Genomic DNA, 19,446 nt, shown 5'->3' with positions numbered 1-19,446 from the left:
GGGCCGGGCCTCAGATCTGCGAATAGCCGGAGCCGGGGGTGGTGACGCCACGGCCCTTCGGGTTGTCGATCCAGCCGAACTCGCCCAGGATTTCCTGGCTGTAGCAGACCCGGCCGTTGATCGTCGCCGCCGGCTCGCTCGCCAGCAGCAGCGCGGCCTTGGCCATGAAGTCGGGATGCTCGCCCTTGGGGTCGTCCATGCTGTCGACCAGCTTGAAATAGACCGTGCCGGGGGTGGGCACCACCTGGCTCGGCGAAAGCGCGGTGACGCTGATGCCGCCATACTGCGCCACTTCCTGGCCCAGCCCCTGGGTGAAGCGCTCCAGCGCCGCCTTGGTCGCGCCGTACATGACGCCGCCGCGGGCGGTGTGGTCGGCATAGGGGCCGCGACCCGGGCCGATGGCGGAGCCGCTGGAAATGTTGACGATGGCCCCCTCGCCCGCCGCCTTCATGTCCGGCAGCACCAGCTTGGAGAGGATGAAGGGCGCATGCACGTTGATCATGAAGCAGCGCAGCCACCGGTTGGTGGGATAATCCTCGGTCGGGATGTAGTAGTTGAGGGCGGCGTTGTTCACCAGCACGGTGACGGGGCCATAGGCCTCGCGCGCCTTGGCGACCAGTTCCTCGCAGCTTTCCTCGACCGAGACGTCACAGGTGATGGCCGTCGCCTCGCCGCCCGCGCGGCGGATATTCTCCACCGTGCCGTTCAACGAGCCCTCCAGCATCTTGTGGTCGCCCTCGTTCAGGGTGCGGGCGGAACAGACGACGCGGGCGCCTTCGGCGGCAAACAGTTCGGCAATGGCCTGGCCGATGCCACGGCTGGCGCCGGTCACGACCGCGGTACGGCCTGCAAGTTTGCCCATGGGCGAATCCTCCATCGGAAGCGTGCGAAAACGGACAGGGCGAAGACTAGCCCAGTCCGTTCGCTTTGGCGACCGACGCAACGCCACCTGCGACGTCTACTCTGTCGCCCCTCGCGGGGCCGGAACTCTGTCGCCCCTCGCGGGGCCGGCCGATCGCCGGGCGGAACCGCGAGCGGATCGTCTTGGGAGATCGGTTACGGCCGCCCTCGGCCTCAGCCGGCCTTGCGGCGGCGCCAGCCGATCACCCCCAGCAGACCGGCCCCGGCAGCCAGTTGCGGCAGCACGCCGGGCAGCGGCACCGAAACATTCGGCGGCGCCTGACCGAAGGTCGAGGCATCGTCGTGGATCCGGATGAAATCAACCGAGCCAGCAAACGCTTCGCTCTGGCTGGTGGCCACATCATCCTCGAAAAAGTTCAGGATATTGCCACCGGACACCGCTTGCCCCCCATCGGCAACCGAAAACAGCGACGTTCCGTTCAGATAGACCGAAATCGTCCCGCTGGCGCGTGCCAATCCCAAGGTGAAATCCTGATCGAGAGCCACCGTGCCCGCCGCCGGACCCGCAGTATAGAAGTCGACGGCCCCGTTCAACACATAGAGGCCCAGATCGGAAGACAGATCCTGGAAATCGATCACCTTGTTGTAACCGCCCAGGCTGTCGTTCACCTGAAACTTGATCTCCATGGCGTAATCGGTCGTGCTGGGCAGGGCATCGGTCAGGCGCAGCCCCTGGTTCAGTCCGAATTCATAGCGGCCGCCGGCCACGGTGCCGCCCGACGCGGTCAGCGCATTGCCGTTGCCGAGCGTATCGCCCAGGCCGTTGTCGAAGTCGTAACTCTTGATAATCGCGGCATTGGCAGACGCCCCCATGCCCACGACGATGGCCGCTGCCATCAAACCCGCTTTCACCATACGATTTGTCTCTCCTGTATGCGGTACCATTATAGGTGCATACCAAAAGACCGCACGGACAGGCAATGGCAAAGGTCGACCGGCTTCCCGGCCCCCATGGTCGGACATCGCCCCGGCGCGCGCCTGCGCGGGCGCCGGGCGGCACTCAGGGGGCGATGGACGGCTGCAGGAAAAACGCCGGCACCTCGTTGTCGCCAAAGCCCAGCGGCGCGTCGTCGTCGCGCTCCCGGTCGCGGCGGGGCCGTGACGACGCACGGTCCTCGCCTCGGCCGTTAACCGGCGCCGGGCGGTCGCTGCGGCGCGCGGCACCCTCGCCGCCACGGGCGGGGCGGGCACTGCGGCTCGGGGACGGGCGGGACTTGGCGCCGGCAGAACTGCGCCCGCCGCGGCGCGGGCGCTCCTCGGCCTCGCCGGGATCGGCCGGCGCGAAATCGGCCAGTTCGATGACCTCGATCTCTTTCTTCAACAAGGTTTCCACCGCCGCCAGCAGCTTGGAGTCGTGGGGCGAGACCAGGGTGAAGGAGCGACCGGAGCGGCCGGCCCGGCCGGTGCGGCCGATGCGGTGGACATAGTCCTCCGCGTTCACGGGCACGTCGAAATTGAACACATGGCCGACCCGCGGAATGTCCAGGCCGCGCGCGGCCACGTCCGAGGCCACCAGCAGCCGCACGTCGCCGTCGCGGAACTTGTCGAGCGTGGCCATGCGCGCCGGCTGGGCCATATCACCGTGCAGGCCGGCGGCATCGAAGCCGTGCCGCACCAGCGACTTGACCAGGATGTCCACGTCGCGCTTGCGGTTGCAGAAGATGATGGCGTTGGCGACGTCTTCCTGCCGGATCAACTGGCGCAGCGCCGCGCGCTTATCGCGCTCGGCCACCAGCACCTTGTGCTGGGCCACGGTCGCGGCCGGCGAGGCCGGCGGGGCGACGGTGATTTCCTTCGGGTTGATCAGGAACTGGTCCGCCAGCTTGCGGATCGGCGGCGGCATGGTGGCCGAGAAGAACAGCGTCTGGCGCATGCGCGGCAGCAGGCTGACAATGCGCTCGATATCGGGGATGAACCCCATGTCGAGCATGCGGTCGGCCTCGTCGATGACCAGCACCTTGCAGTCGGACAGCAGGATGTTGCCGCGCTCGAACAGGTCGAGCAGCCGGCCCGGCGTCGCGATCAGCACGTCGACGCCGCGTTCCAGCGCCCGTTGCTGGTCGCCCATGCGCTCGCCGCCGATCAGCAGGGCAAAGCTGAGATTCTGGTAGGCCGTGTACTTGGTGAAGTTGTCGGCCACCTGGGCCGCCAGTTCCCGAGTCGGCTCCAGGATCAGCGAGCGCGGCATGCGCGCCTTCGCCTGGCCCTGGGCCAGAATGTCGATCATCGGCAGGGTGAACGACGCCGTCTTGCCGGTGCCGGTTTGCGCACAACCCAACACGTCGCGACCCATGAGGACAACCGGAATGGCGTCGCGCTGGATCGGTGTGGGCTCGCTGTAGCCGGCATCTTTGACGGCGCGCAGGACTTCTTCGCTCAGTCCCAAGGCTTCAAAAGTCATATAAGCTTGACGCGCAATCGTGGTTTGATGAGGCGTGTGTCGTCACACGCTTTTCCAAGGGGAGCGGCTATCAGCGAACAGTCGCGAAGTCAACTGTTCAATCGCATCCCCCCGTCCACGGCGCGCAACCGTCTCGCATATTCGGGTTTTCCAGCGGAAACAATTCGTGGCCCATCGTGTTCAGCAACCGGTGCAGGGCCGGATCGTTCGGCCCGCTCAGCGCGCCGTGGCGGGCGCTCACATACGAGAGTTCCTGATCGTCCAGGCAATAAGCCGCGGCGAGCCGGTCGGCGGTGGCCGCCTTGGGAGCCGCGGCGGGGCGGAAGTCCGGGCGGCAGATCTGCTGTTGCGTCGCGCCGCCAAAGGCAACGACGGTGCGATAGCCGGCCATTGGCGGCGGCTCGGCCGGCACGAACACGGTGTCGCGGTCCACATGCGTGCCGCGCAGGCCATCGGCGACGGCGGCGTCGAGCGTGGCCTGGTCGGCCCGGGTGGGGTTGCCGAACACCGCCAGGGCCATGGTGCCGTTGCGGGCGCCGTATTGGGCGATGCTGCTGGAATAGCCGGTGTAATCGCTGAAGCTGACCTGCGCGCCGTCGCTTGCGCACGCGCTCAACACAACCGCCAGCAGAGCCGTCAGAACGTAACGCATCGGTAAGGACTCCCGGAACCGGGCGGGCCGCTGCAAATGGGCAACCCAGGGCACCCAGCTACAACCGAATTGGGTAGCCGGCGGCACAATGGCAAGATGCCGGGCGACGGCGGCAGCGTGATGGTAGCGGGGCACTCCGGACGAGGCTCAAAACGGACGACACCCGAAGCGGACGGCGCCAGATTCCGGGACTAAATGTCCAGGCTTTCCACGAATTGCGCGTTCTGCTGGATGAAGGCGAGCCGCAGTTCCGGCTTGCGCCCCATCAGCCGGTCGACCAGGTCGCCCGCCTCCCGCGCCGTGCCCGTGCCCTGGTCCGAGAGGCCGATATCGACGCGCAGCAGCGTGCGGGTCGCCGGGTCCATGGTGGTCTCGCGCAGTTGGGCCGGCGGCATTTCGCCCAAGCCCTTGAAGCGGCTGATTTCCACGGACTTGCGGCCCTTGAAGGTGGTGGCGAGGTGGCGCTCGCGGTCGGCGTCGTCGCGGGCGTAGATGGTGGTGCCGCCGGCGGCCAGGCGATAGAGCGGCGGCAGCGCCAGGAACAGGTGGCCGCGGGCGATCAGGCCCGGCATTTCGCGGAAGAAGAACGTCATCAGCAGGCTGGCGATGTGGGCGCCGTCCACATCGGCATCGGTCATGATCACCACCCGCTCATAGCGCAGTCGGTCGACGTCGAACTGCTTGCCCATGCCGCAGCCGAGCGCCTGCACCAGGTCGGAGAGTTCCTGGTTGGCGCGCAGCTTCTCCACCGTGGCGCTGGCGACGTTCAGGATCTTGCCGCGCAGCGGCAACACCGCCTGGGTCTTGCGGTTGCGCGCCTGCTTGGCGGAGCCGCCGGCGCTGTCGCCCTCCACCAGGAACACCTCGGTGCCCTCCGGTCCGGTCTCGGTGCAGTCGGTGAGCTTGCCCGGCAGGCGCAGGCGGCGGTTGGTGGCGGTCTTGCGTTGCAGGTCCTTCTCCGCCCGGCGCCGCAGCCGCTCCTCCGCCCGCTCGACCAGATGGGTGAGCAACTGGGCGGCGGCCTTGGGATCGGCGGAGAGCCAGTGGTCGAACCGGTCGCGCAGATTGGCCTCCAGCAGGCGCTGGGTTTCCGGGCTGTCGAGCCGTTCCTTGGTTTGGCCCTGGAATTGCGGGTTCGGGATGAACACCGACAGCGCGAACGCGGCCGAACCCATCAAATCCTCGCCGGTGATCTGGCCGGCCTTGCGCACGCCGGACAGTTCGCCGAACGCCTTGATGGCGCGCAGCAGGGCGTTGCGGAAGCCGGCCTCGTGGCTGCCGCCGGAGGGCGTCGGGATGGTGTTGCAATAGGAATGGCCGTGCGGGTCGCCATGGTCGTCGCACCAGGCAATCGCCCACTCGCAGCGCCCCGCGCCGGGGCCGGGAAAGGTGAGGTCGCCGGCATAGACCGGCAGCACCGTCGCCCGCTCCTCCAGCAGCAATCCCAGGAAGTCGGCGAGGCCGTTCGGGAATTGCAGCTCGGCCTCGGCCGGGATCGGGCTTTCCGGCGGCAGCAGTTCGGCGGCGCACTTCCAGCGGATCTTGACGCCGCGATAGAGATAGGCCTTGGACCGGGCCATGCGGAACAGGCGCGCCGGCTGGAATTTGGCGCGGGCGCCGAAAATCTCCGCGTCCGGCCTGAACTGGACCAGGGTGCCGCGGCGGTTGGCGACCGGGCCGACCGGCGCCAGCGGCGCGTCCGGGGCGCCCTGCCGATAGGTCTGGCGGTAGAGCGTGCGCTCGCGCGCCACCTCCACCACCAGCCATTCCGCCAGCGCGTTGACGACCGAGATGCCGACGCCGTGCAGGCCGCCGGAGGTGGCGTAGGCGCCGCCCGTCTCCTTGAACTTGCCGCCGGAATGCAGCGTGGTGAGGATCACCTCCAGCGCGGATTTGTCCGGGAATTTCGGGTGCGGATCGACCGGGATGCCGCGGCCGTTGTCGCGGACCGCCAGCGAGCCGTCGGCCATCAACTCCATGTCGATGACGCTGGCATGGCCGGCCACCGCCTCGTCCATGGCGTTGTCGAGGATTTCGGTGGCCAGATGGTGCAGGCCGGCCTCGTCGGTGCCGCCGATATACATGCCGGGCCGCCGGCGCACCGGCTCCAGCCCTTCCAGCACCTCGATATCGGCGGCGGAATAGTCGGAGGCACTGGCGGCGGAGGATGCGAAGAGATCGGCCATGGAGGTCTGTCGTTCCGGTTGCGGCGGCGGCTCGCGCGGTTGTGATTGGACCGGCGCGGCCGCAGACGGACTAGTGGATCACTAGCGAAATTAGAGCGATTCGGAGACGCGACAATGCGGACGATCGGCGCGCTGTGGATGGTTGCCGCCCTGCTGGCCCTGCCGGCCCCCTGGCCGGAGGCCGCGCAGGCGGGCGAGGTGACGGTGGTCGCCATCGCCGTCGAGCCCGAGGGCGGCGGCCGGTTTTCATTCGCGGTAACGCTCCGCCACGCCGACCAGGGCTGGGACCACTATGCCGACCGCTGGGACGTGGTGTCGGCCGACGGCAAGACGGTCTATGGCGAGCGCGTGCTCTACCACCCGCACGTGACCGAGCAGCCCTTCACCCGGTCGCTCGACGGCGTCGCGATCCCGCCCGGCGTGCGCGAGGTGGTCGTGCGGGGGCATGACAAGGTGCATGGCCTCGGCGGACCGACGCGGACAGTGGCGCTGCCGGGGCGGTAACCGCCGCGGAAGACCCCGGATCGCGCTGTGCGCGTCCGGGGAAGCTGGAATTGTCCGGGTGGCCACCCCACCCGGGCGCTACATCATCGCAGATGCAGCGGCGGAGTCATAAGACAAGCGGGTTCTTTTCCCGCTGGCTCACCAGTCCATCTCCCCTGTCCCCGCTTGCGCGGGAGATGGGGCGGGACAGTGGGGCAACCCGTGCCGAAAGCGCTCTAAAGCCCCAGCAGGGCCTTGACCGCGTCCGGGTTCAGGGCGTCGCCGGCGTAGAGCTGGCCGTCCACCTCCAGGGCGGGGGTGGAGCGGATGCGGGCGGCGTCCAGACGGTCCTGGGCATCCTCGTCCATCAGCAGGTCGCGCACGCGGAAGGCGACGCCATGGCTCGTCAGGTAGTGCTTCAGCGCCTCGCAGGGCGCGCACATGGGGGAGGTGTAGACGACCACCTCCCGCTCCGCCGGCGGCGGTGCCGATGCGCTCATCAGACTTTCCCTTCTGCCCGCAGGCGGCGGTATTCGTCCTTCCGCGCGAGCCATTTGGCCTTGATTTCCTCGTTCTGCCAGGGCTGTTCCGCGGTGAAGACAAGGCGTTTCCACTCGTCGCCCCTGGCCCACTGGTAGGGCGCCTGGCGGGTGGTCATCGGCCCCGGCGCGCGCTCCAGCAGGTCGAGCGCCATCTGAAAAATGTCGCGTTGCTGGCCGGCATTGCCCGGCTCGCCGCAGGGATTGCCCAGCGGATAATCCACGAACAGGAAGCGGGCGACGCCGCAATATTCGATAATGTCCTTGGCGGCCCCCATGACGACGGTCGGGATGCCGTGGTCCTCGATATACCGGCTGATCAGACTCACGGTCTGATGGCAGACGGGTCAAACGGGGACCATGATCAGGGCGTCGATGCCGTCTTCCCGGCACTGTTGCAGCGCCTTCGGGGCCTCCTGCTCCAGCACCTTGCGCTGGCTGTAATTGTTGTAGCAGCCATAGACCCGGTCCGGCATGGAGCCGATGCGCCCGTCCGCCACCGCCTCGCGCAGGCGGTCGACGGGGTAGAACGCGTTCACGTCGTCCAGATGCGTGGCGTTCATGTCGAAGGACTGGGTGCGGCTGTAGAGCTTCTCGGTCGGGGTGTCGGCCGGGATGGTGTAGACGCCGCGGAAATCCTCTTCGACGATGGGGTTGGCTTCGGTCTCGGGATCGAAATGAACGGCGACCTCGCTGGTGCCGATCAGGCCGACGCGGCATTGCGAGAGCGGCTTGGTCAACGGCGTGAAGGGGGCGGTCGTGTGATGCGCCCACTGGTAGGGCGTCTCATACCCCTGCCGCAGATAGTCGTCCCGCGTCCGGTCGATATAACGGACGGGTTCCATCGGGGGCTCCTCTCTGGTTGTTGCTTGCGAACCAGTCTGGACCCGGGCGCGGCACGGGCGCAAGGGCGGGGTTCGGGGGCCGGGTCTTAGCGCAGCCATCCGCAACCGGCCTGCGAGCGTCAGCTGGCAGGCCCCTTCCCGATCCCCACCGCTGCAAGGCCCTCGGCTGCCTCCGGCTTCATGGTGAAGCGGTTGTGCTCGTCCAAGTCGGCAAGAAGGCCCGAATAGAAATAACCATTGCGCGCCGGCACATAGTCGGGATCCGGCAGCCAGACTTTCCGGCGCTCGCACATGCTGCCGAAATGCAGTTGCCAGGCACCGCCGTCCCAGCCGCAGGCGGCGGAAAGGTCTTCGGCGGTGCTGGCGGGATGATCCAACAGGGCCTGGAGCACCTGTCGATCGGTCTCTGTCGGCGGCTCCGCGGTGAAGGCTTCGGTCACCAGGCGGGCAAGAGGGGCGGACTGCCGGGTTTCATGGTCCGTAGCCGCCTGGGCGTCGAGGGCAGCGAGGACTGCCCGGGCATCGGCCTGCTGGGTTGCAGAGCCGGACGCGGCCAGGCGTTCGGCGTTGGCGCGCAGGCGGGCGCGGGCTGCAGTGTCCAGGCCGGGAATGGCAGCTATTTGCTTTTCCGCGCTCATGCGGCTTCGGTCTCCAGGGTTGGCATTGGGGAGGCAGAGGTCGGGCCGATGTGGGATAACACCACAAAACACGGGACGTACGGGACGACAAATCCGTCCGAGCGACGTCTGTTCGTCTGCCAAATACCACATGCCCATGCGGGTTCACATCCGCCTACCGCGGCGCGCGTTCGAAATCGAGGACCTCGTCGACCGGCTTGCCGGTCAGCAGGCGGCGCAGGCTGTCCAGGGCCATCTCGACGGCGCCGTTGCGCACCCGCTCGCCGTTGCCGACCAGGTTGGAGCCGCGGCGCACCACATGGTCCGCCGTGGCGATGGCGATCTCGATCTGCGGGTCGCGGGCGCCGCTGGTGTCGACCAGGATGGCGAGCCCGTGGCTGGTGCCGGTCTGCACCCGCACCGTGCTGGCGGCGTTCTCCACCAGCGCCTCGTCCTCGCTGGCGAGGTCCAGCAGGGTGGCGAGGTCGTGGCGGCGGTTGGTCGCCGCGGACCGCCGGAACACGCCGCCCTCCGGGTCGGCGGCGGCGAGGCGCATGCCGACCTGGCCGAACGTCCCCACCTCGGCAATGGCGACGTCGCCGCCCGCGGCCGAGAGGGCCGCCAGGATCACACTTTCCAGGCTGTCGTCGTCCTCCGCCAGGATGACGTTGCCAAGCCGCCGGCGCACCTCGTCGGCCACGGGCGCGACGATGGCCATCGCCTCCTCCAGCGTCGGCGCCTGCACGGCCAGCTTGGTTTCCAGCTGCGGATAATGCGCCTGGAAGCCCAGCTTGACCGCGCCGGCCGGCGCCAGGTCCTCGACGCCGGAGAGCAGGTTGTCGACCCGGCTTTCACCCAGGCCGAACGAGTGGAAGCGCTTCAGATAGTTGACCTGGCGCACGCCGAACAACTGGCGCAGGCGCGGGATCAACTGGTCCTCCAGCATGCGGTAGACCTCACGCGGCACGCCGGGGGTGAAGTAGAAGCGGGCCTTGCCGATGTCGATCTGGAAGCCGCAGGCGGTGCCGACCGGGTTGTCGATCAGTTCCGAGCCCTCGGGCAGCATGGCCTGCTTGCGGTTGTTCGGCGGCATGGCGCGGCCGCGCTCGGCATAGAAGGCCTCGATCTTGGCGAGCCAGTCCGGCCAGAGGGCGAGGCCGACGCCCGCCACCTCCGCCGCGACCTCCTGCGACAGGTCGTCCTTGGTCGGCCCGAGGCCGCCATTGACGATCACCGCGTCGGCGCGGGTGGAGGCCAGCCGGAACGCCTCGATCAGGGTCGGGCGATCGTCGCCGACCGTGGTCTCCCAGGTGACCGGCAGCCCCTCTTCCTGCAGGCGGCGGGAGATGTGGCTGAAATTGGTGTTCACGGTCTTGCCGCTCAGCACCTCGTCGCCGGTGCAGATGATCTCGATGCGCATGGGGTCGGGCGTCCGGAAGGCGGGAAAGGGCGTTGTCGGGACCGTTATGCCCGAATCCCGCCGGGGTCGAAAGCGAAAGCGACGGGCGGACGGCCGCCGGGACAAGACCACAACGAGGGCAAAGTATTGACACGGATCAATGAACCCTCGCCAATAATCCATAAATATTGGGTTTTGAGATAGCAATATTGGAGTATACTATGCCAAACGACAGGCCAATGGTCCGCGAAGCCGTGGGAGTGTTCGGCGACGCCGACTCGCTCCAGGCCGCGATTGACGAGTTGCAGAGTGCCGGCTTCGGCCGGGTCGACCTGAATCTCATGGCCGGCGAAGACGCGGTGCGCGAGAAACTCGGCCACATCTATCGCCGCGTCGAGGATGCGGAGGACGACCCCGAGGCGCCGCGCGCCGACTATATCGCGCCGGAATCCCGCGGCGATGCCGAGGGCGGGCTGATCGGCGCCCTGTCCTATATCGGCGCCGTTGCGGCGGCGGGTGCGGTGTTCGCCTCCGGCGGCACGCTGGCGGCAGCGATTGCGGGCGCGACGGCCATCGGCGCGACCGGCGCGCTGGTCGGCACCGTGCTGGCAGGCATGCTCGACCTGAACCATGCCCGCTATATCCAGACGCAACTGGACCATGGCGGCCTGTTGCTCTGGGTGCATATCCGGGATCGCGCGCACGAGCAGCAGGCGACGGACATTCTGCGGCGCCATTCCGCGAAGGACGTGCACGTCCACGACATCGAGGCCTAGGTCCAGACCGGGTCGCGGCGGAGGGAGAGGGAACGACCGCCTGTCGCGCTTACCGTGTCCGCCATTCCGGGCTAGAGAGTGCGGAGCCATCATCGCATCGCCCGCCTCTCGCCCCGTGACCGACACCGCGACCGACACCGTGACCGACACCGCCACCCTCCTCGCCTACCTGTTGACCGCGGGCGCCATCGTCGTCTCGCCGGGGCCGGACACGACCCTGATCGTGCGCCACACGCTGACCAGCGGCCTGCCGGCCGGGCTCGGCACGGTGGCGGGCACGCTGCTGGGCCTCTCCGGCCACACCCTGGCGACGGTGCTGGGCCTGTCGCTGCTGATCGCGGCGAGCCCCACCGCGCTGGCCGTGATCGCCGTGATCGGTGCCGCCTATCTGGCCTGGCTCGGCGCCCAGGCCTTCCGGGCCGGCGTGATCTCGTTCGGCAATGTGACCGCCTCCGTCGGCGCGCCCTATGTCTCGGCGGGGCGGGCGTTGCGGGACGGGCTGATGTCGAACCTGTTCAACCCCAAGGTCATCCTGCTGTTCCTGTCGCTGATGCCGCAATTCGTGCGGCCGGAGGCCGGCAGCGTGCCGAAGCAGCTGGCGGTGATGGGCGGGCTGTTGATCGCCATGAGCCTGTTCTGGAACGGAGGCCTGGCGCTGGCGGCCAAGGCCATCCGTGGCTGGCTGGCGCGGCCCGCCGTGCAGCACGGCATCAACTGGATCACCGGTGCGATCCTGTTGGGCTTTGCCGGCCTGATGCTCTACGATCACGTGCTGTAGAGTTTCCGCCAAGCCGAAAGGGCCCCTCGCCCATGCTGCGATCCGACGGCCGCATCCTCACCACCCATGCCGGCAGCCTGCCGCGCCCGCTGGACCTGACCCGCCTTTATGCCGAGCGCGCCGGCGGCCAGCCAGTGGACGAGGCCAGGATCGCGGACCTGGGCGAGCAGGCGACCCGCGCCAATGTGCGCCAGCAGATCGCCGCCGGCCTGGATCTGGTCAACAATGGCGAGCAGCCGCGCGAGGCCTTCTTCCTCTATCTGCAACGCCGGCTGAGCGGCTTCGGCCCCGGCGGCTATCGCGAGCCGTTCAAGGACATCAAGAACCACCCGGATTTCGCGCCGATCCGCCAGGCGATCTTCGAGGGCAAGGCCGTCGTCTCCAACATGACGCCGCCCAAGGTGGTCGGCGCGCTGAAATACCTGGACCCGGACGCGGTCGCCGCCGAATGCCGCCAGTTCCGGCGCGCGCTGGAGGGGCAGAGCCCGACCGGCACGTTTTTCACCGCGCCCTCGCCCGGCATCGTCGCCACCGCGATTCCGAACGAATATTACGACTCGTTCGACGCCTATCTGCGGGCGATCACCGATGCGGTCGCCATCGAATACCGCACCATCATCGAACACGGCTTCGACCTGCAAATCGACGCCCCCGACCTGGCGCTGGAAGGCCATGGCCATTTCGCCGAGCGGCCGCGCAGCGAATTCCTCGCCTTTGTCGAGCGGGTGATCGAGGAGCTGCGCCGCGTCACCGCCGACCTGCCGAAGGAACGCATCCGCCTGCACGCCTGCTGGGGCAATTACGAGGGCCCGCACGACGCCGACGTGCCCATCAGCGAGATGCTGCCGATCCTGACCAAGGCCCATGCGGGCGCGCTGCTGTTGCCCATGGGCAATCCGCGCCACCAGCACGAATACCGGGCCTTCACACCCCGGAATATCCCGGACGACATGAGCGTGATCGTCGGCTGCATCGACACCACCACCAACTATGTCGAGCACCCGGAAACCGTCGCCGACCGGCTGGAGCGCGTCGCCGCCACGCTCGGCGATCCTTCCCGCGTGCTGGCCGCCACCGACTGCGGCTTCGACACCTCGGCCGGCGCCGGCCGGGTCGCGCCCAGCGTGGTCTGGTCCAAGCTGGGCGCCATGGTGGAGGGGGCGAAAATCGCCTCCGCCCGGCTGTTCTAGGCGGGATGGGGGCAGGACCGGCCGTGGAGCGGGGCATTCTTTCCAACATCACCGTCATCGACATGACCGAAGGCGTGGCCGGTCCCTATGCGGCCATGGTGCTGTCGGACCAAGGCGCCAATGTCGTCAAGGTGGAGCGCCCGGCCGGCGACTGGTCGAGGCCCGCTGACCATTTCCAGGTCGACGGCGAGGCCAACGCCCAGTTCATCGCCCTCAACCGCAACAAGCGCGACATCGGCCTGGACGTGGCGAGCCCCGGCGGCCGCGCGGTGCTGGAGCGGCTGGTGGGGCGGGCGGACGTGCTGATCTCCAACTACCGCCCCGGCGTGATGGCCAAGCTGGGCTTCGGCTACGAGCGCTGCCGGGTGCTGAAGCCCGATCTGGTCTATTGCACCATTTCCGGCTTCGGCCAGACCGGCCCCTATGCGGAACTGCCGGCCAGCGACACCATCATGCAGGCCATGAGCGGCGTCATGAGCCTGGTGGGCGAGCCGGACGGCCCACCGCTCCGGGTCGGCTTCCCGCTGATCGACATGGCCGCGGCCAACGCCGCCGTGCAGGCGATCCTGCTGGCGCTTTACGGCCGGCTCACCGGCAAGGGCGGCGCCGAGATCGACATCAGCCTGATGGCGGCGGCGCTGGCGCTGATGAGCGCCGGCTATACCCGCTTTCGCGCCTCCGGCAAGGTGCCGCTGCGCCAGGGCAACCAGAACACCAATCTGGCGCCGGCGGGCGCCTTCCGCGCCGGCGACGGGCGCCATATCAGCCTCGCCATCCTGCGCAACGAGCACTGGCAGAAACTCTGCGCGGCCCTGGGGCTGGAGGATCTGGCCGGCGATCCGCGCTACGCCACCAACGCGCTCCGGGTCGAGCACCGGGCCGAGTTGGACGCGATCATCGAACCCCTGTTCGCCGCCGAGCCCGCGGCCTATTGGGTGGAGCGGCTGCGCGCGGCCGACATTCTCTGCGGCCCGATCAACACGTTCGCGGATGTGGCCGGCGACCCGAACCTGGCCGCCGCCCTGCCGCTGGTCGACCCGATGGCGCCCTCGGTGCCGGAAGCGATCGGCGTTCCGATCCGCCGCGACGGCCGCTACAACGCCACCTACCGCCCGGCCCCGGCCAAGGGCCAGCACACGCGGGAAATCCTGGCCGAGTTCGGCTTTGCCGACGACGAGACCGAAACGCTCCTGGCCGAGGGCGCGGCGTTCGAGGCGCCGCAATAGGCGCGCCAGCGGCCCCGGCCTTATTCCGCCGCCGCCTCTCTTTCTGACGCCTCGGCTGCCTCCCTTACCGTCCTTCCCGGCGTCATTGCGAGCCCGCGCAGCGGGCGTGGCAATCCAGGCAGGCCGCGGCTCCGGCAGAGTCAGGCTGGATTGCTTCGTCGCCTGCGGCTTCTCGCAATGACGCCAGGGAGGAAGGGCGGCGCGACTCGCAATGCGGGCCGGAGGGGGCAAGGGCGCCCCCGCCCCCCTTGGGCTCGGACCTATTCCGCCGCGGCCTGGCCCGTTTCGATCAGGTCGAACAGGGGGAAGAAGTATTCCGGCTCCTGCGCGCCGCTGATGGCATAGGAGCCTTCGACGATGAAGCAGGGCACGCCCTGAATGCCCATGCGCCGGGCGTGGGCGTCTTCCTGCACCACACGGTCGGCATAGAGGTCGGTGGCCAGAAACGCCTCGGCCAGGTCCATGTCCAGGCCGGTGCGCTCCACCGCTTCCAGCAGGGTGACGGTGGCGCCCAGGTCCTTGCCCTCCAGGAAATAGAGCTGGAACAGAGCCTCGACCACGGCGCCCTGGGGGTCGTCGCCCGACTGCTCCGCCGCCCAGGCGATCAGCCGGTGCGAGCGCACGGTGTTGGGCGTGCGCTCCATCAGGTCGAAGCGGAAGTCGATGCCTTCGGTCGCGCCCACCTCGCGGATGCTGGCATAAATGCGGCCCGCATCGCTGGCGCCGAACTTGGCCCGCAGATATTCCTCGCGCGGCATGCCCGCCGCCGGCATCCAGGGGTTGAGCTGGAAGGCGTGCCAGTGCACGATCGCCTCCAGATCCGGGCGCGCCGACAGGGCGCGTTGCAAGCGCCGCTTGCCGATGTAACACCAGGGGCAGATGGTGTCGGAATAGATATCGATGCGCATGGGCGACAGCCCTCCCGGCCGGTCTCGCAGGAATGGGGGACCATGCGGGGCGGAGGCCCCTGCGGTCAAGTCCATGGTCAAGCCCGATGCCCCCGCCACTGCCCCAGACCGTCCACCGCCAGGGAGACCACCGCCATGCCATCAGACAGCGCCGCCGACCCGACCCGTGCCTTTCGCCTGGACGGCAAGGTCGCGCTGATCACCGGCGCCTCGCGCGGGCTCGGCCGCGGCTTTGCCGAGACCCTGGCCGCCGCCGGCGCCACCGTGGTGCTGGCGGCCCGCGGCGTCGAGCAACTGGCCGTGGTCAAGGACGATATCGAGGCCGCCGGCGGCAGCGCCATCGCCCTGCAACTGGACGTGCGCGACAAGGACCAGGCCGAGGATGCCGTCGCCGCCGCGGTGGAGCAGGCCGGCCGCATCGACGTGCTGGTCAACAATTCCGGCGTCGCCGTCACCCGCCGCCTGCTGGATGTCAGCGCCGAGGACTGGGAGACGGTGCTGGACACCAACCTGACCGGCGCCTGGAACGTCGCCCAGGCGGTGGCGCGCCAGATGGCCGAGGATGGAGACGGCGGCACCATCGTCAACATCTCCTCGCTGCTGGGCATCCGCACCCAGCCGGGGGTGGTGGCCTACGGCGTCGCCAAGGCCGGCCTCGACCACCTGACACGGGTGATGGCGATGGAGCTGGCGCGCCAGCAGATCCGGGTGAACTCGCTGGCGCCCGGCTATATCCTGACCGACCTGAACCGCGCCTTTTTCGAGACCGAGCCCGGCAAGGCCCTGATCGCCCGCGTGCCGATGCGCCGGCTGGGCCTGCCGGACGACCTGACCGGCGCCCTGCTCTTCCTCGCCAGCGACGCGTCGCGCTATGTCACCGGCCAGGTGCTGGTGGTCGACGGCGGTCACGCGGTAGCGGCGATCTGAACCGCGCACCCGGAGCGAGGCCTCCCCCCGTCCTTCGATACGCGCCGCGCGCCACTCAGGATGAGAGCGGCGGGGGGCGCTGAAGGGCCCCAGTATCAGATGCGCGCGGCTCCGCCCAGGACAAACGCGCCATAGACCGACGGCGGCAAGCCCTCGTCCTTCAGCGTGTCGCGAGCTTTCAGCCAGGCCCGGCCCAGGTCGCCCCCGGCGGCTTCGCGGTGGAACACTTCCATGAACCGCCGGGTGGGCTTGTCATGCACGGGCCAGAGGCTGTTCACCACCGCATGCGTCCCGCTTAGATAGAACGAGCGCGCGAGGCCGAGGAAATCGTCGCCGGCCGTCACCTGGCCGAGGCCGGTCTCGCAGGCGGACATGACCACCAGGGTCGCCGGCAGCGGCTGTTCGAACAGGTCGGACGCCGTCAGGCGCTCGGTGCCACCGTCATGGCTGAGCAGGATCGCCGATTGCAGCGGCTCGCGCGCATTGAACACGCCGTGGGTCGCCAGATGCAGCACGCGCACGCCGCGGCCGACGCGGGCGCGCAGTGCCTCGACGCTGGCCGCGCTGCCAGTGATCGCCGAGACGCCGTAAAGCGCGGCGATGTCGTCCGCCTCCACACGCGCGCCGGGCAGCGACTCCCAGTCGCCGCCCAGGGCCGGGTCGCCGACAATGGCGGCGCGGGCCGTGGCGATGCGGTCGGGCGAGCGCAGCAGCCAGCCGCCGGTCGGCAGCACCACCACCGGCACCCGGACCGGCATCGCCGCCCAGGGCAGGAAATAGAGCGACCGGCTCGGCACCACATAGAGCGTGCCGGCCGGCTGCCAGTCCGCGAGGCCCAGGCCCCGGCTCAGCGTCTCCACCGCCGCCTGCTGCAACGGCGCGTCGCCCAGCGGGTCGTCGGTGGTGAAGGGCGCCAGCAGAGTCTCGACCTCGCCATGGCTGAGTGTCGTCGTCAGGACCGAAGCCCCGCCGCGCCGCACCGCAAGGAAGCGGATCGGTGCGTCCGCATCCGCCTCCGGCAGGGTGTAGAGCAGCAGGTCGCGCGGCCCGAGGCGCTGCTGCACCGGCCGCAAGCCCTGGGCCGAGATCGCCAGCGCGTCCGCCAGTTCCGGCGACTGGCGGCGCAGGCGGGCCACCGCGCGGTGCCGCTCGGCCGCAAGGCGCTGCACCTCGGCGCTGAGGCCGGGCGCGGCCTTGCCCGGGGCCGAGGCCCGGATGCGGGCCGCGCGGATGCGGCCGTCGAGCGCGCGCACCTTGGCGACCAGCGCCTGGTTGCGGCCCCTGGCCAACTGCACCTGGCCGACCATGTCGACGAAGGCGCGGGCGCGGCCCTGCTCCAGGTCGGCGAAGGCGCGGGCATAGTCCTTCCGCCCCAGGTCATAGGCGACCAGGCGGCGGGTGATATCGCCCTTGCCGATGCTGAACTGCCGCTTCGAGCCGTCGGTGGCGAGCGCGCCCGAAATGGCCTCGATGGCGGTCTGGGCGGCGCGGAAGGCGCGTTCCGCCTCCCGCTGCCGGCCGAGGGCCTCCAACGCCTCGCCCCGAAGCGCCTGTACCTGCCAGAGCAGGTCGGCCTGGCCCTCTGCCGCGGCAAAGCGGGCGGCGGCAGCGGCGATCTTCTCCGCGTCGGCGGGCCGGCCGGCGTCCAGCAGGGCGCGGGCGCGGATGGCGTCGACCGTGGTCAGGCCGCTCGCGAAGCTCATGGCCTCCAGATAGGCCTTGGCGGCGGCAAACCGGTCCTGCCCCTGGGGCTCGTCCTGCCCCAGCACCAGCCGGGCCGCGGCCATCACCGCCAGGTTCAGGCCGCGGCCGAAAAACATGTCGCGGTCGATCTTCAGATAGGCACGATAAAGCTCGTGCTGCCAGGCGTAATGGGTTTCCTCGAACAACTGCTCCGCCGCTTCGGCCCAGGGCAGGGCGGCGGCGTAGTCGCCCTTGTACATCAGCGCCCGCGCGATCCCCAGATAGGCGCGGAACTGCGCCTGGTTCATGAGCGAGAGCTGCGGGATCTGCGGCGGGAACACGAACAGGGTCGGCGGCCGGAAACTGCCCAGCGCCTCCGCCACCTGCAGATAGTCCCGCACCGCGCCGTCATAGTCGCCGAGCCAGAATTTGGCGTCGCCCCGCAACGCCCTGGCGCCCAGATTGGTGCCGAAAAACGCCTGCTCCAACTCCGCATTGGCCGGGAGCGCGGCCAGGGCATCGGCGGAGCGGCCGGCGGCGATCATCGCCTTGATCGCCTGGGCCGAGGCATGCCAGCGCTTCAGCGGCTCTTTCTCATCGCGGGCGATGGCGGCGTAGAGCCCGGCCGCCGCCCCGTATTCGCCCCGCAGGAAGGCCGCATTGGCCTTCGCCAGCGCCGGGCTGACGGTGAAGTTGAACGAGTTGACCTCACCTGCGCCCGGCAGGCGGATCGAATCCGGATGGGGGATGGGCAGGGCGATGGCCTCGCGCGTCTCCAGGCCGGCGGGCCGCACATGGCGCGCCGCGGCCAGCCGCTCCGGCGTCGCCAGGCCCGGTTCGGGCAGAGGGCCGATGCGGGCGGTTTCCTGCGGCTGCAAGCCCCGGTCATAGGCGACGAAGTCGATGACCGAATCGACCACCAGGTCGCCCCAGCGGTATTGGGCCTGCCGGAAATAGGCCTTGGCCGCGTCGATCAGCGGCTGGTTCGCCTCCCGGTCGCCGCTGACGCCCAGGCGGGCGGCGGCGTAGAAGGTCAGCATCCAGGCATGACCCTCGTACATGTAGGCCGTGGGGACGACGAACAGGCCGTAAATGGGATGGTGCGAAATGCCGATAATGTCCTGCGCCCGTTCCAGCCCCAGCCGGCCCCAGGCCATGGCGGTGCGGTAGTCCTTTTTCATCACATAGGCGCCGGACATGCCGATATAGGCCCGCACCATGGCGCCAGCCAGCCGCTTGGCATTGCCGATATTTTCCGGCTTGCCGTAGTAGAAGGTCGGAATCCACCAGTCGCCCAGATTGTCCAGCATCAGGCTGTAATATTCGATCGCCTCGTCCGGGCGGTTCAGCCAGAAATTGTACTGGCCGTACTGGGATAGGGTTTCGGAATTGTCGCCGAACAGGTCGCTCTCGATACGGTTGAGCCGCGCCAGTTCCTCGAACGCTTCCGCCGGCCGGCCGGCGTGGATCATGGTCTTGATCCGCTGCGAGCTGAGGATATAGGCCGCCTCCGGCGTATGCGGCAGCGAGCGTTCGGCGGCGCCGAGCGCCGCTTTCCAGTACTGCCAGTCCTTGTCCGCCGATGCCTGGAACAGCACGGCCAGTTCCGGCGTGACCGTGATGCCGTGGCCGAGATCGTCGCCCACCTGCGGCTGCTTCACGTTGGAATGCGGCCGCGGCAGCCAGACCGGCTCGGTGCCGTCGCCGGTCACCGGCGGCGTGATGCGGGCGAGACGGGCGGCCAGCTCGTCCTCGGGGCTCACCGTGGTGGGCGACGGTGACAGGGGCGGCGTTTTCACATACTGGGCACAGGCGGACAGCAGCAGCAGGGCCGCGAACAGAAGGGGCAGTTGCAGGCGGTTCAGGATCGGCACGCGGTGACTCCGGACAAGGTCGGCCGAAGCTATCTTAAGTT

Annotated in this window: 17 protein-coding genes; 6 read left to right on the top strand and 11 right to left on the bottom strand. The window is 69.0% G+C overall.

The genetic code is table 11. From position 1 onward, the window contains the following. Positions 1 to 10 precede the first annotated feature (10 nt). The 5 genes from H6844_02310 to H6844_02290 form a co-directional block, all read right to left on the bottom strand. The gene (locus tag H6844_02310; GenBank protein ID MCB9928241.1) at positions 11 to 862 is read right to left on the bottom strand and encodes an SDR family NAD(P)-dependent oxidoreductase; all 852 of its coding nucleotides are present in this window, start codon (positions 860 to 862) and stop codon (positions 11 to 13) included. A 212-nt stretch (positions 863 to 1,074) separates the two neighbouring features. Beyond that, positions 1,075 to 1,776: a hypothetical protein gene (locus tag H6844_02305; GenBank protein MCB9928240.1), complete on the bottom strand. Its 702-nt coding sequence runs from the start codon at positions 1,774 to 1,776 to the stop codon at positions 1,075 to 1,077. Positions 1,777 to 1,921: 145 nt separating this feature from the next. Next, entirely contained in the window at positions 1,922 to 3,322 is a 1,401-nt protein-coding gene (locus H6844_02300) for a DEAD/DEAH box helicase (GenBank protein ID MCB9928239.1), read from the bottom strand. Positions 3,323 to 3,419: 97 nt separating this feature from the next. Further along, entirely contained in the window at positions 3,420 to 3,974 is a 555-nt protein-coding gene (locus H6844_02295) for a hypothetical protein (protein MCB9928238.1), read from the bottom strand. A 191-nt stretch (positions 3,975 to 4,165) separates the two neighbouring features. Continuing rightward, positions 4,166 to 6,160 (bottom strand): type IIA DNA topoisomerase subunit B, encoded by a 1,995-nt coding sequence (locus H6844_02290; protein ID MCB9928237.1) that lies wholly within the window; start codon positions 6,158 to 6,160, stop codon positions 4,166 to 4,168. A 138-nt stretch (positions 6,161 to 6,298) separates the two neighbouring features. Between H6844_02290 and H6844_02285 the strand changes: the two genes are divergently transcribed. Continuing rightward, positions 6,299 to 6,664 (top strand): hypothetical protein, encoded by a 366-nt coding sequence (locus H6844_02285; GenBank protein ID MCB9928236.1) that lies wholly within the window; start codon positions 6,299 to 6,301, stop codon positions 6,662 to 6,664. Between the two features lie 215 nt (positions 6,665 to 6,879). Here H6844_02285 and H6844_02280 read toward each other — a convergent pair whose 3' ends face one another. The 4 genes from H6844_02280 to H6844_02265 form a co-directional block, all read right to left on the bottom strand. After that, a complete protein-coding gene (locus H6844_02280; protein MCB9928235.1) occupies positions 6,880 to 7,143 on the bottom strand; it encodes a glutaredoxin family protein in 264 nt (87 codons plus the stop codon). Then, the gene (locus H6844_02275) at positions 7,143 to 8,126 is read right to left on the bottom strand and encodes a reductase (GenBank protein ID MCB9928234.1); all 984 of its coding nucleotides are present in this window, start codon (positions 8,124 to 8,126) and stop codon (positions 7,143 to 7,145) included. The genes H6844_02280 and H6844_02275 overlap by 1 nt, the downstream gene beginning before the upstream one ends. Before the next feature lie 20 nt (positions 8,127 to 8,146). Further along, positions 8,147 to 8,665, bottom strand: coding sequence for a hypothetical protein (locus H6844_02270; protein MCB9928233.1), 519 nt, complete (start codon positions 8,663 to 8,665; stop codon positions 8,147 to 8,149). A gap of 154 nt (positions 8,666 to 8,819) precedes the next feature. Continuing rightward, on the bottom strand, positions 8,820 to 10,064 hold the full coding sequence (locus tag H6844_02265) for a CinA family nicotinamide mononucleotide deamidase-related protein (GenBank protein ID MCB9928232.1): 1,245 nt from the start codon (positions 10,062 to 10,064) through the stop codon (positions 8,820 to 8,822). A gap of 200 nt (positions 10,065 to 10,264) precedes the next feature. Between H6844_02265 and H6844_02260 the strand changes: the two genes are divergently transcribed. From H6844_02260 to H6844_02245, 4 genes are all read left to right on the top strand, one after another. Then, entirely contained in the window at positions 10,265 to 10,819 is a 555-nt protein-coding gene (locus tag H6844_02260) for a hypothetical protein (GenBank protein ID MCB9928231.1), read from the top strand. Between the two features lie 115 nt (positions 10,820 to 10,934). After that, a complete protein-coding gene (locus H6844_02255) occupies positions 10,935 to 11,597 on the top strand; it encodes a LysE family translocator (GenBank protein MCB9928230.1) in 663 nt (220 codons plus the stop codon). A 32-nt stretch (positions 11,598 to 11,629) separates the two neighbouring features. Then, positions 11,630 to 12,787: a methionine synthase gene (locus H6844_02250; protein ID MCB9928229.1), complete on the top strand. Its 1,158-nt coding sequence runs from the start codon at positions 11,630 to 11,632 to the stop codon at positions 12,785 to 12,787. Between the two features lie 23 nt (positions 12,788 to 12,810). Further along, entirely contained in the window at positions 12,811 to 14,013 is a 1,203-nt protein-coding gene (locus H6844_02245; GenBank protein MCB9928228.1) for a CoA transferase, read from the top strand. A gap of 260 nt (positions 14,014 to 14,273) precedes the next feature. Here the strand turns inward: H6844_02245 and H6844_02240 are convergent, their stop codons facing one another. Continuing rightward, the gene (locus H6844_02240) at positions 14,274 to 14,921 is read right to left on the bottom strand and encodes a DsbA family oxidoreductase (protein MCB9928227.1); all 648 of its coding nucleotides are present in this window, start codon (positions 14,919 to 14,921) and stop codon (positions 14,274 to 14,276) included. 135 nt (positions 14,922 to 15,056) lie between these two features. Between H6844_02240 and H6844_02235 the strand changes: the two genes are divergently transcribed. After that, positions 15,057 to 15,848: a glucose 1-dehydrogenase gene (locus tag H6844_02235; GenBank protein MCB9928226.1), complete on the top strand. Its 792-nt coding sequence runs from the start codon at positions 15,057 to 15,059 to the stop codon at positions 15,846 to 15,848. A 95-nt stretch (positions 15,849 to 15,943) separates the two neighbouring features. On the opposite strand, the gene H6844_02230 is transcribed toward H6844_02235, so the two are convergent. Next, a complete protein-coding gene (locus H6844_02230) occupies positions 15,944 to 19,405 on the bottom strand; it encodes a CHAT domain-containing protein (GenBank protein ID MCB9928225.1) in 3,462 nt (1,153 codons plus the stop codon). Positions 19,406 to 19,446: the final 41 nt, after the last annotated feature.

The organism is Alphaproteobacteria bacterium, assembly GCA_020638555.1.
Lineage (GTDB): Bacteria > Pseudomonadota > Alphaproteobacteria > Bin95 > Bin95 > JACKII01.
The sequence above is the reverse complement of the archived record's forward strand: the minus strand, read 5'-3'. Positions and strand labels throughout refer to the sequence as shown.

Bases quoted from the DNA above. Each gene is read 5' to 3' on its own strand.
- H6844_02310 (MCB9928241.1), bottom strand. From the start codon at position 862: ATGGGCAAACTTGCAGGCCGTACCGCGGTCGTGACCGGCGCCAGCCGT.
- H6844_02305 (MCB9928240.1), bottom strand. From the start codon at position 1,776: ATGGTGAAAGCGGGTTTGATGGCAGCGGCCATCGTCGTGGGCATGGGG.
- H6844_02300 (MCB9928239.1), bottom strand. From the start codon at position 3,322: ATGACTTTTGAAGCCTTGGGACTGAGCGAAGAAGTCCTGCGCGCCGTC.
- H6844_02295 (MCB9928238.1), bottom strand. From the start codon at position 3,974: ATGCGTTACGTTCTGACGGCTCTGCTGGCGGTTGTGTTGAGCGCGTGC.
- H6844_02290 (MCB9928237.1), bottom strand. From the start codon at position 6,160: ATGGCCGATCTCTTCGCATCCTCCGCCGCCAGTGCCTCCGACTATTCC.
- H6844_02285 (MCB9928236.1), top strand. From the start codon at position 6,299: ATGGTTGCCGCCCTGCTGGCCCTGCCGGCCCCCTGGCCGGAGGCCGCG.
- H6844_02280 (MCB9928235.1), bottom strand. From the start codon at position 7,143: ATGAGCGCATCGGCACCGCCGCCGGCGGAGCGGGAGGTGGTCGTCTAC.
- H6844_02270 (MCB9928233.1), bottom strand. From the start codon at position 8,665: ATGAGCGCGGAAAAGCAAATAGCTGCCATTCCCGGCCTGGACACTGCA.
- H6844_02265 (MCB9928232.1), bottom strand. From the start codon at position 10,064: ATGCGCATCGAGATCATCTGCACCGGCGACGAGGTGCTGAGCGGCAAG.
- H6844_02260 (MCB9928231.1), top strand. From the start codon at position 10,265: ATGCCAAACGACAGGCCAATGGTCCGCGAAGCCGTGGGAGTGTTCGGC.
- H6844_02250 (MCB9928229.1), top strand. From the start codon at position 11,630: ATGCTGCGATCCGACGGCCGCATCCTCACCACCCATGCCGGCAGCCTG.
- H6844_02240 (MCB9928227.1), bottom strand. From the start codon at position 14,921: ATGCGCATCGATATCTATTCCGACACCATCTGCCCCTGGTGTTACATC.
- H6844_02235 (MCB9928226.1), top strand. From the start codon at position 15,057: ATGCCATCAGACAGCGCCGCCGACCCGACCCGTGCCTTTCGCCTGGAC.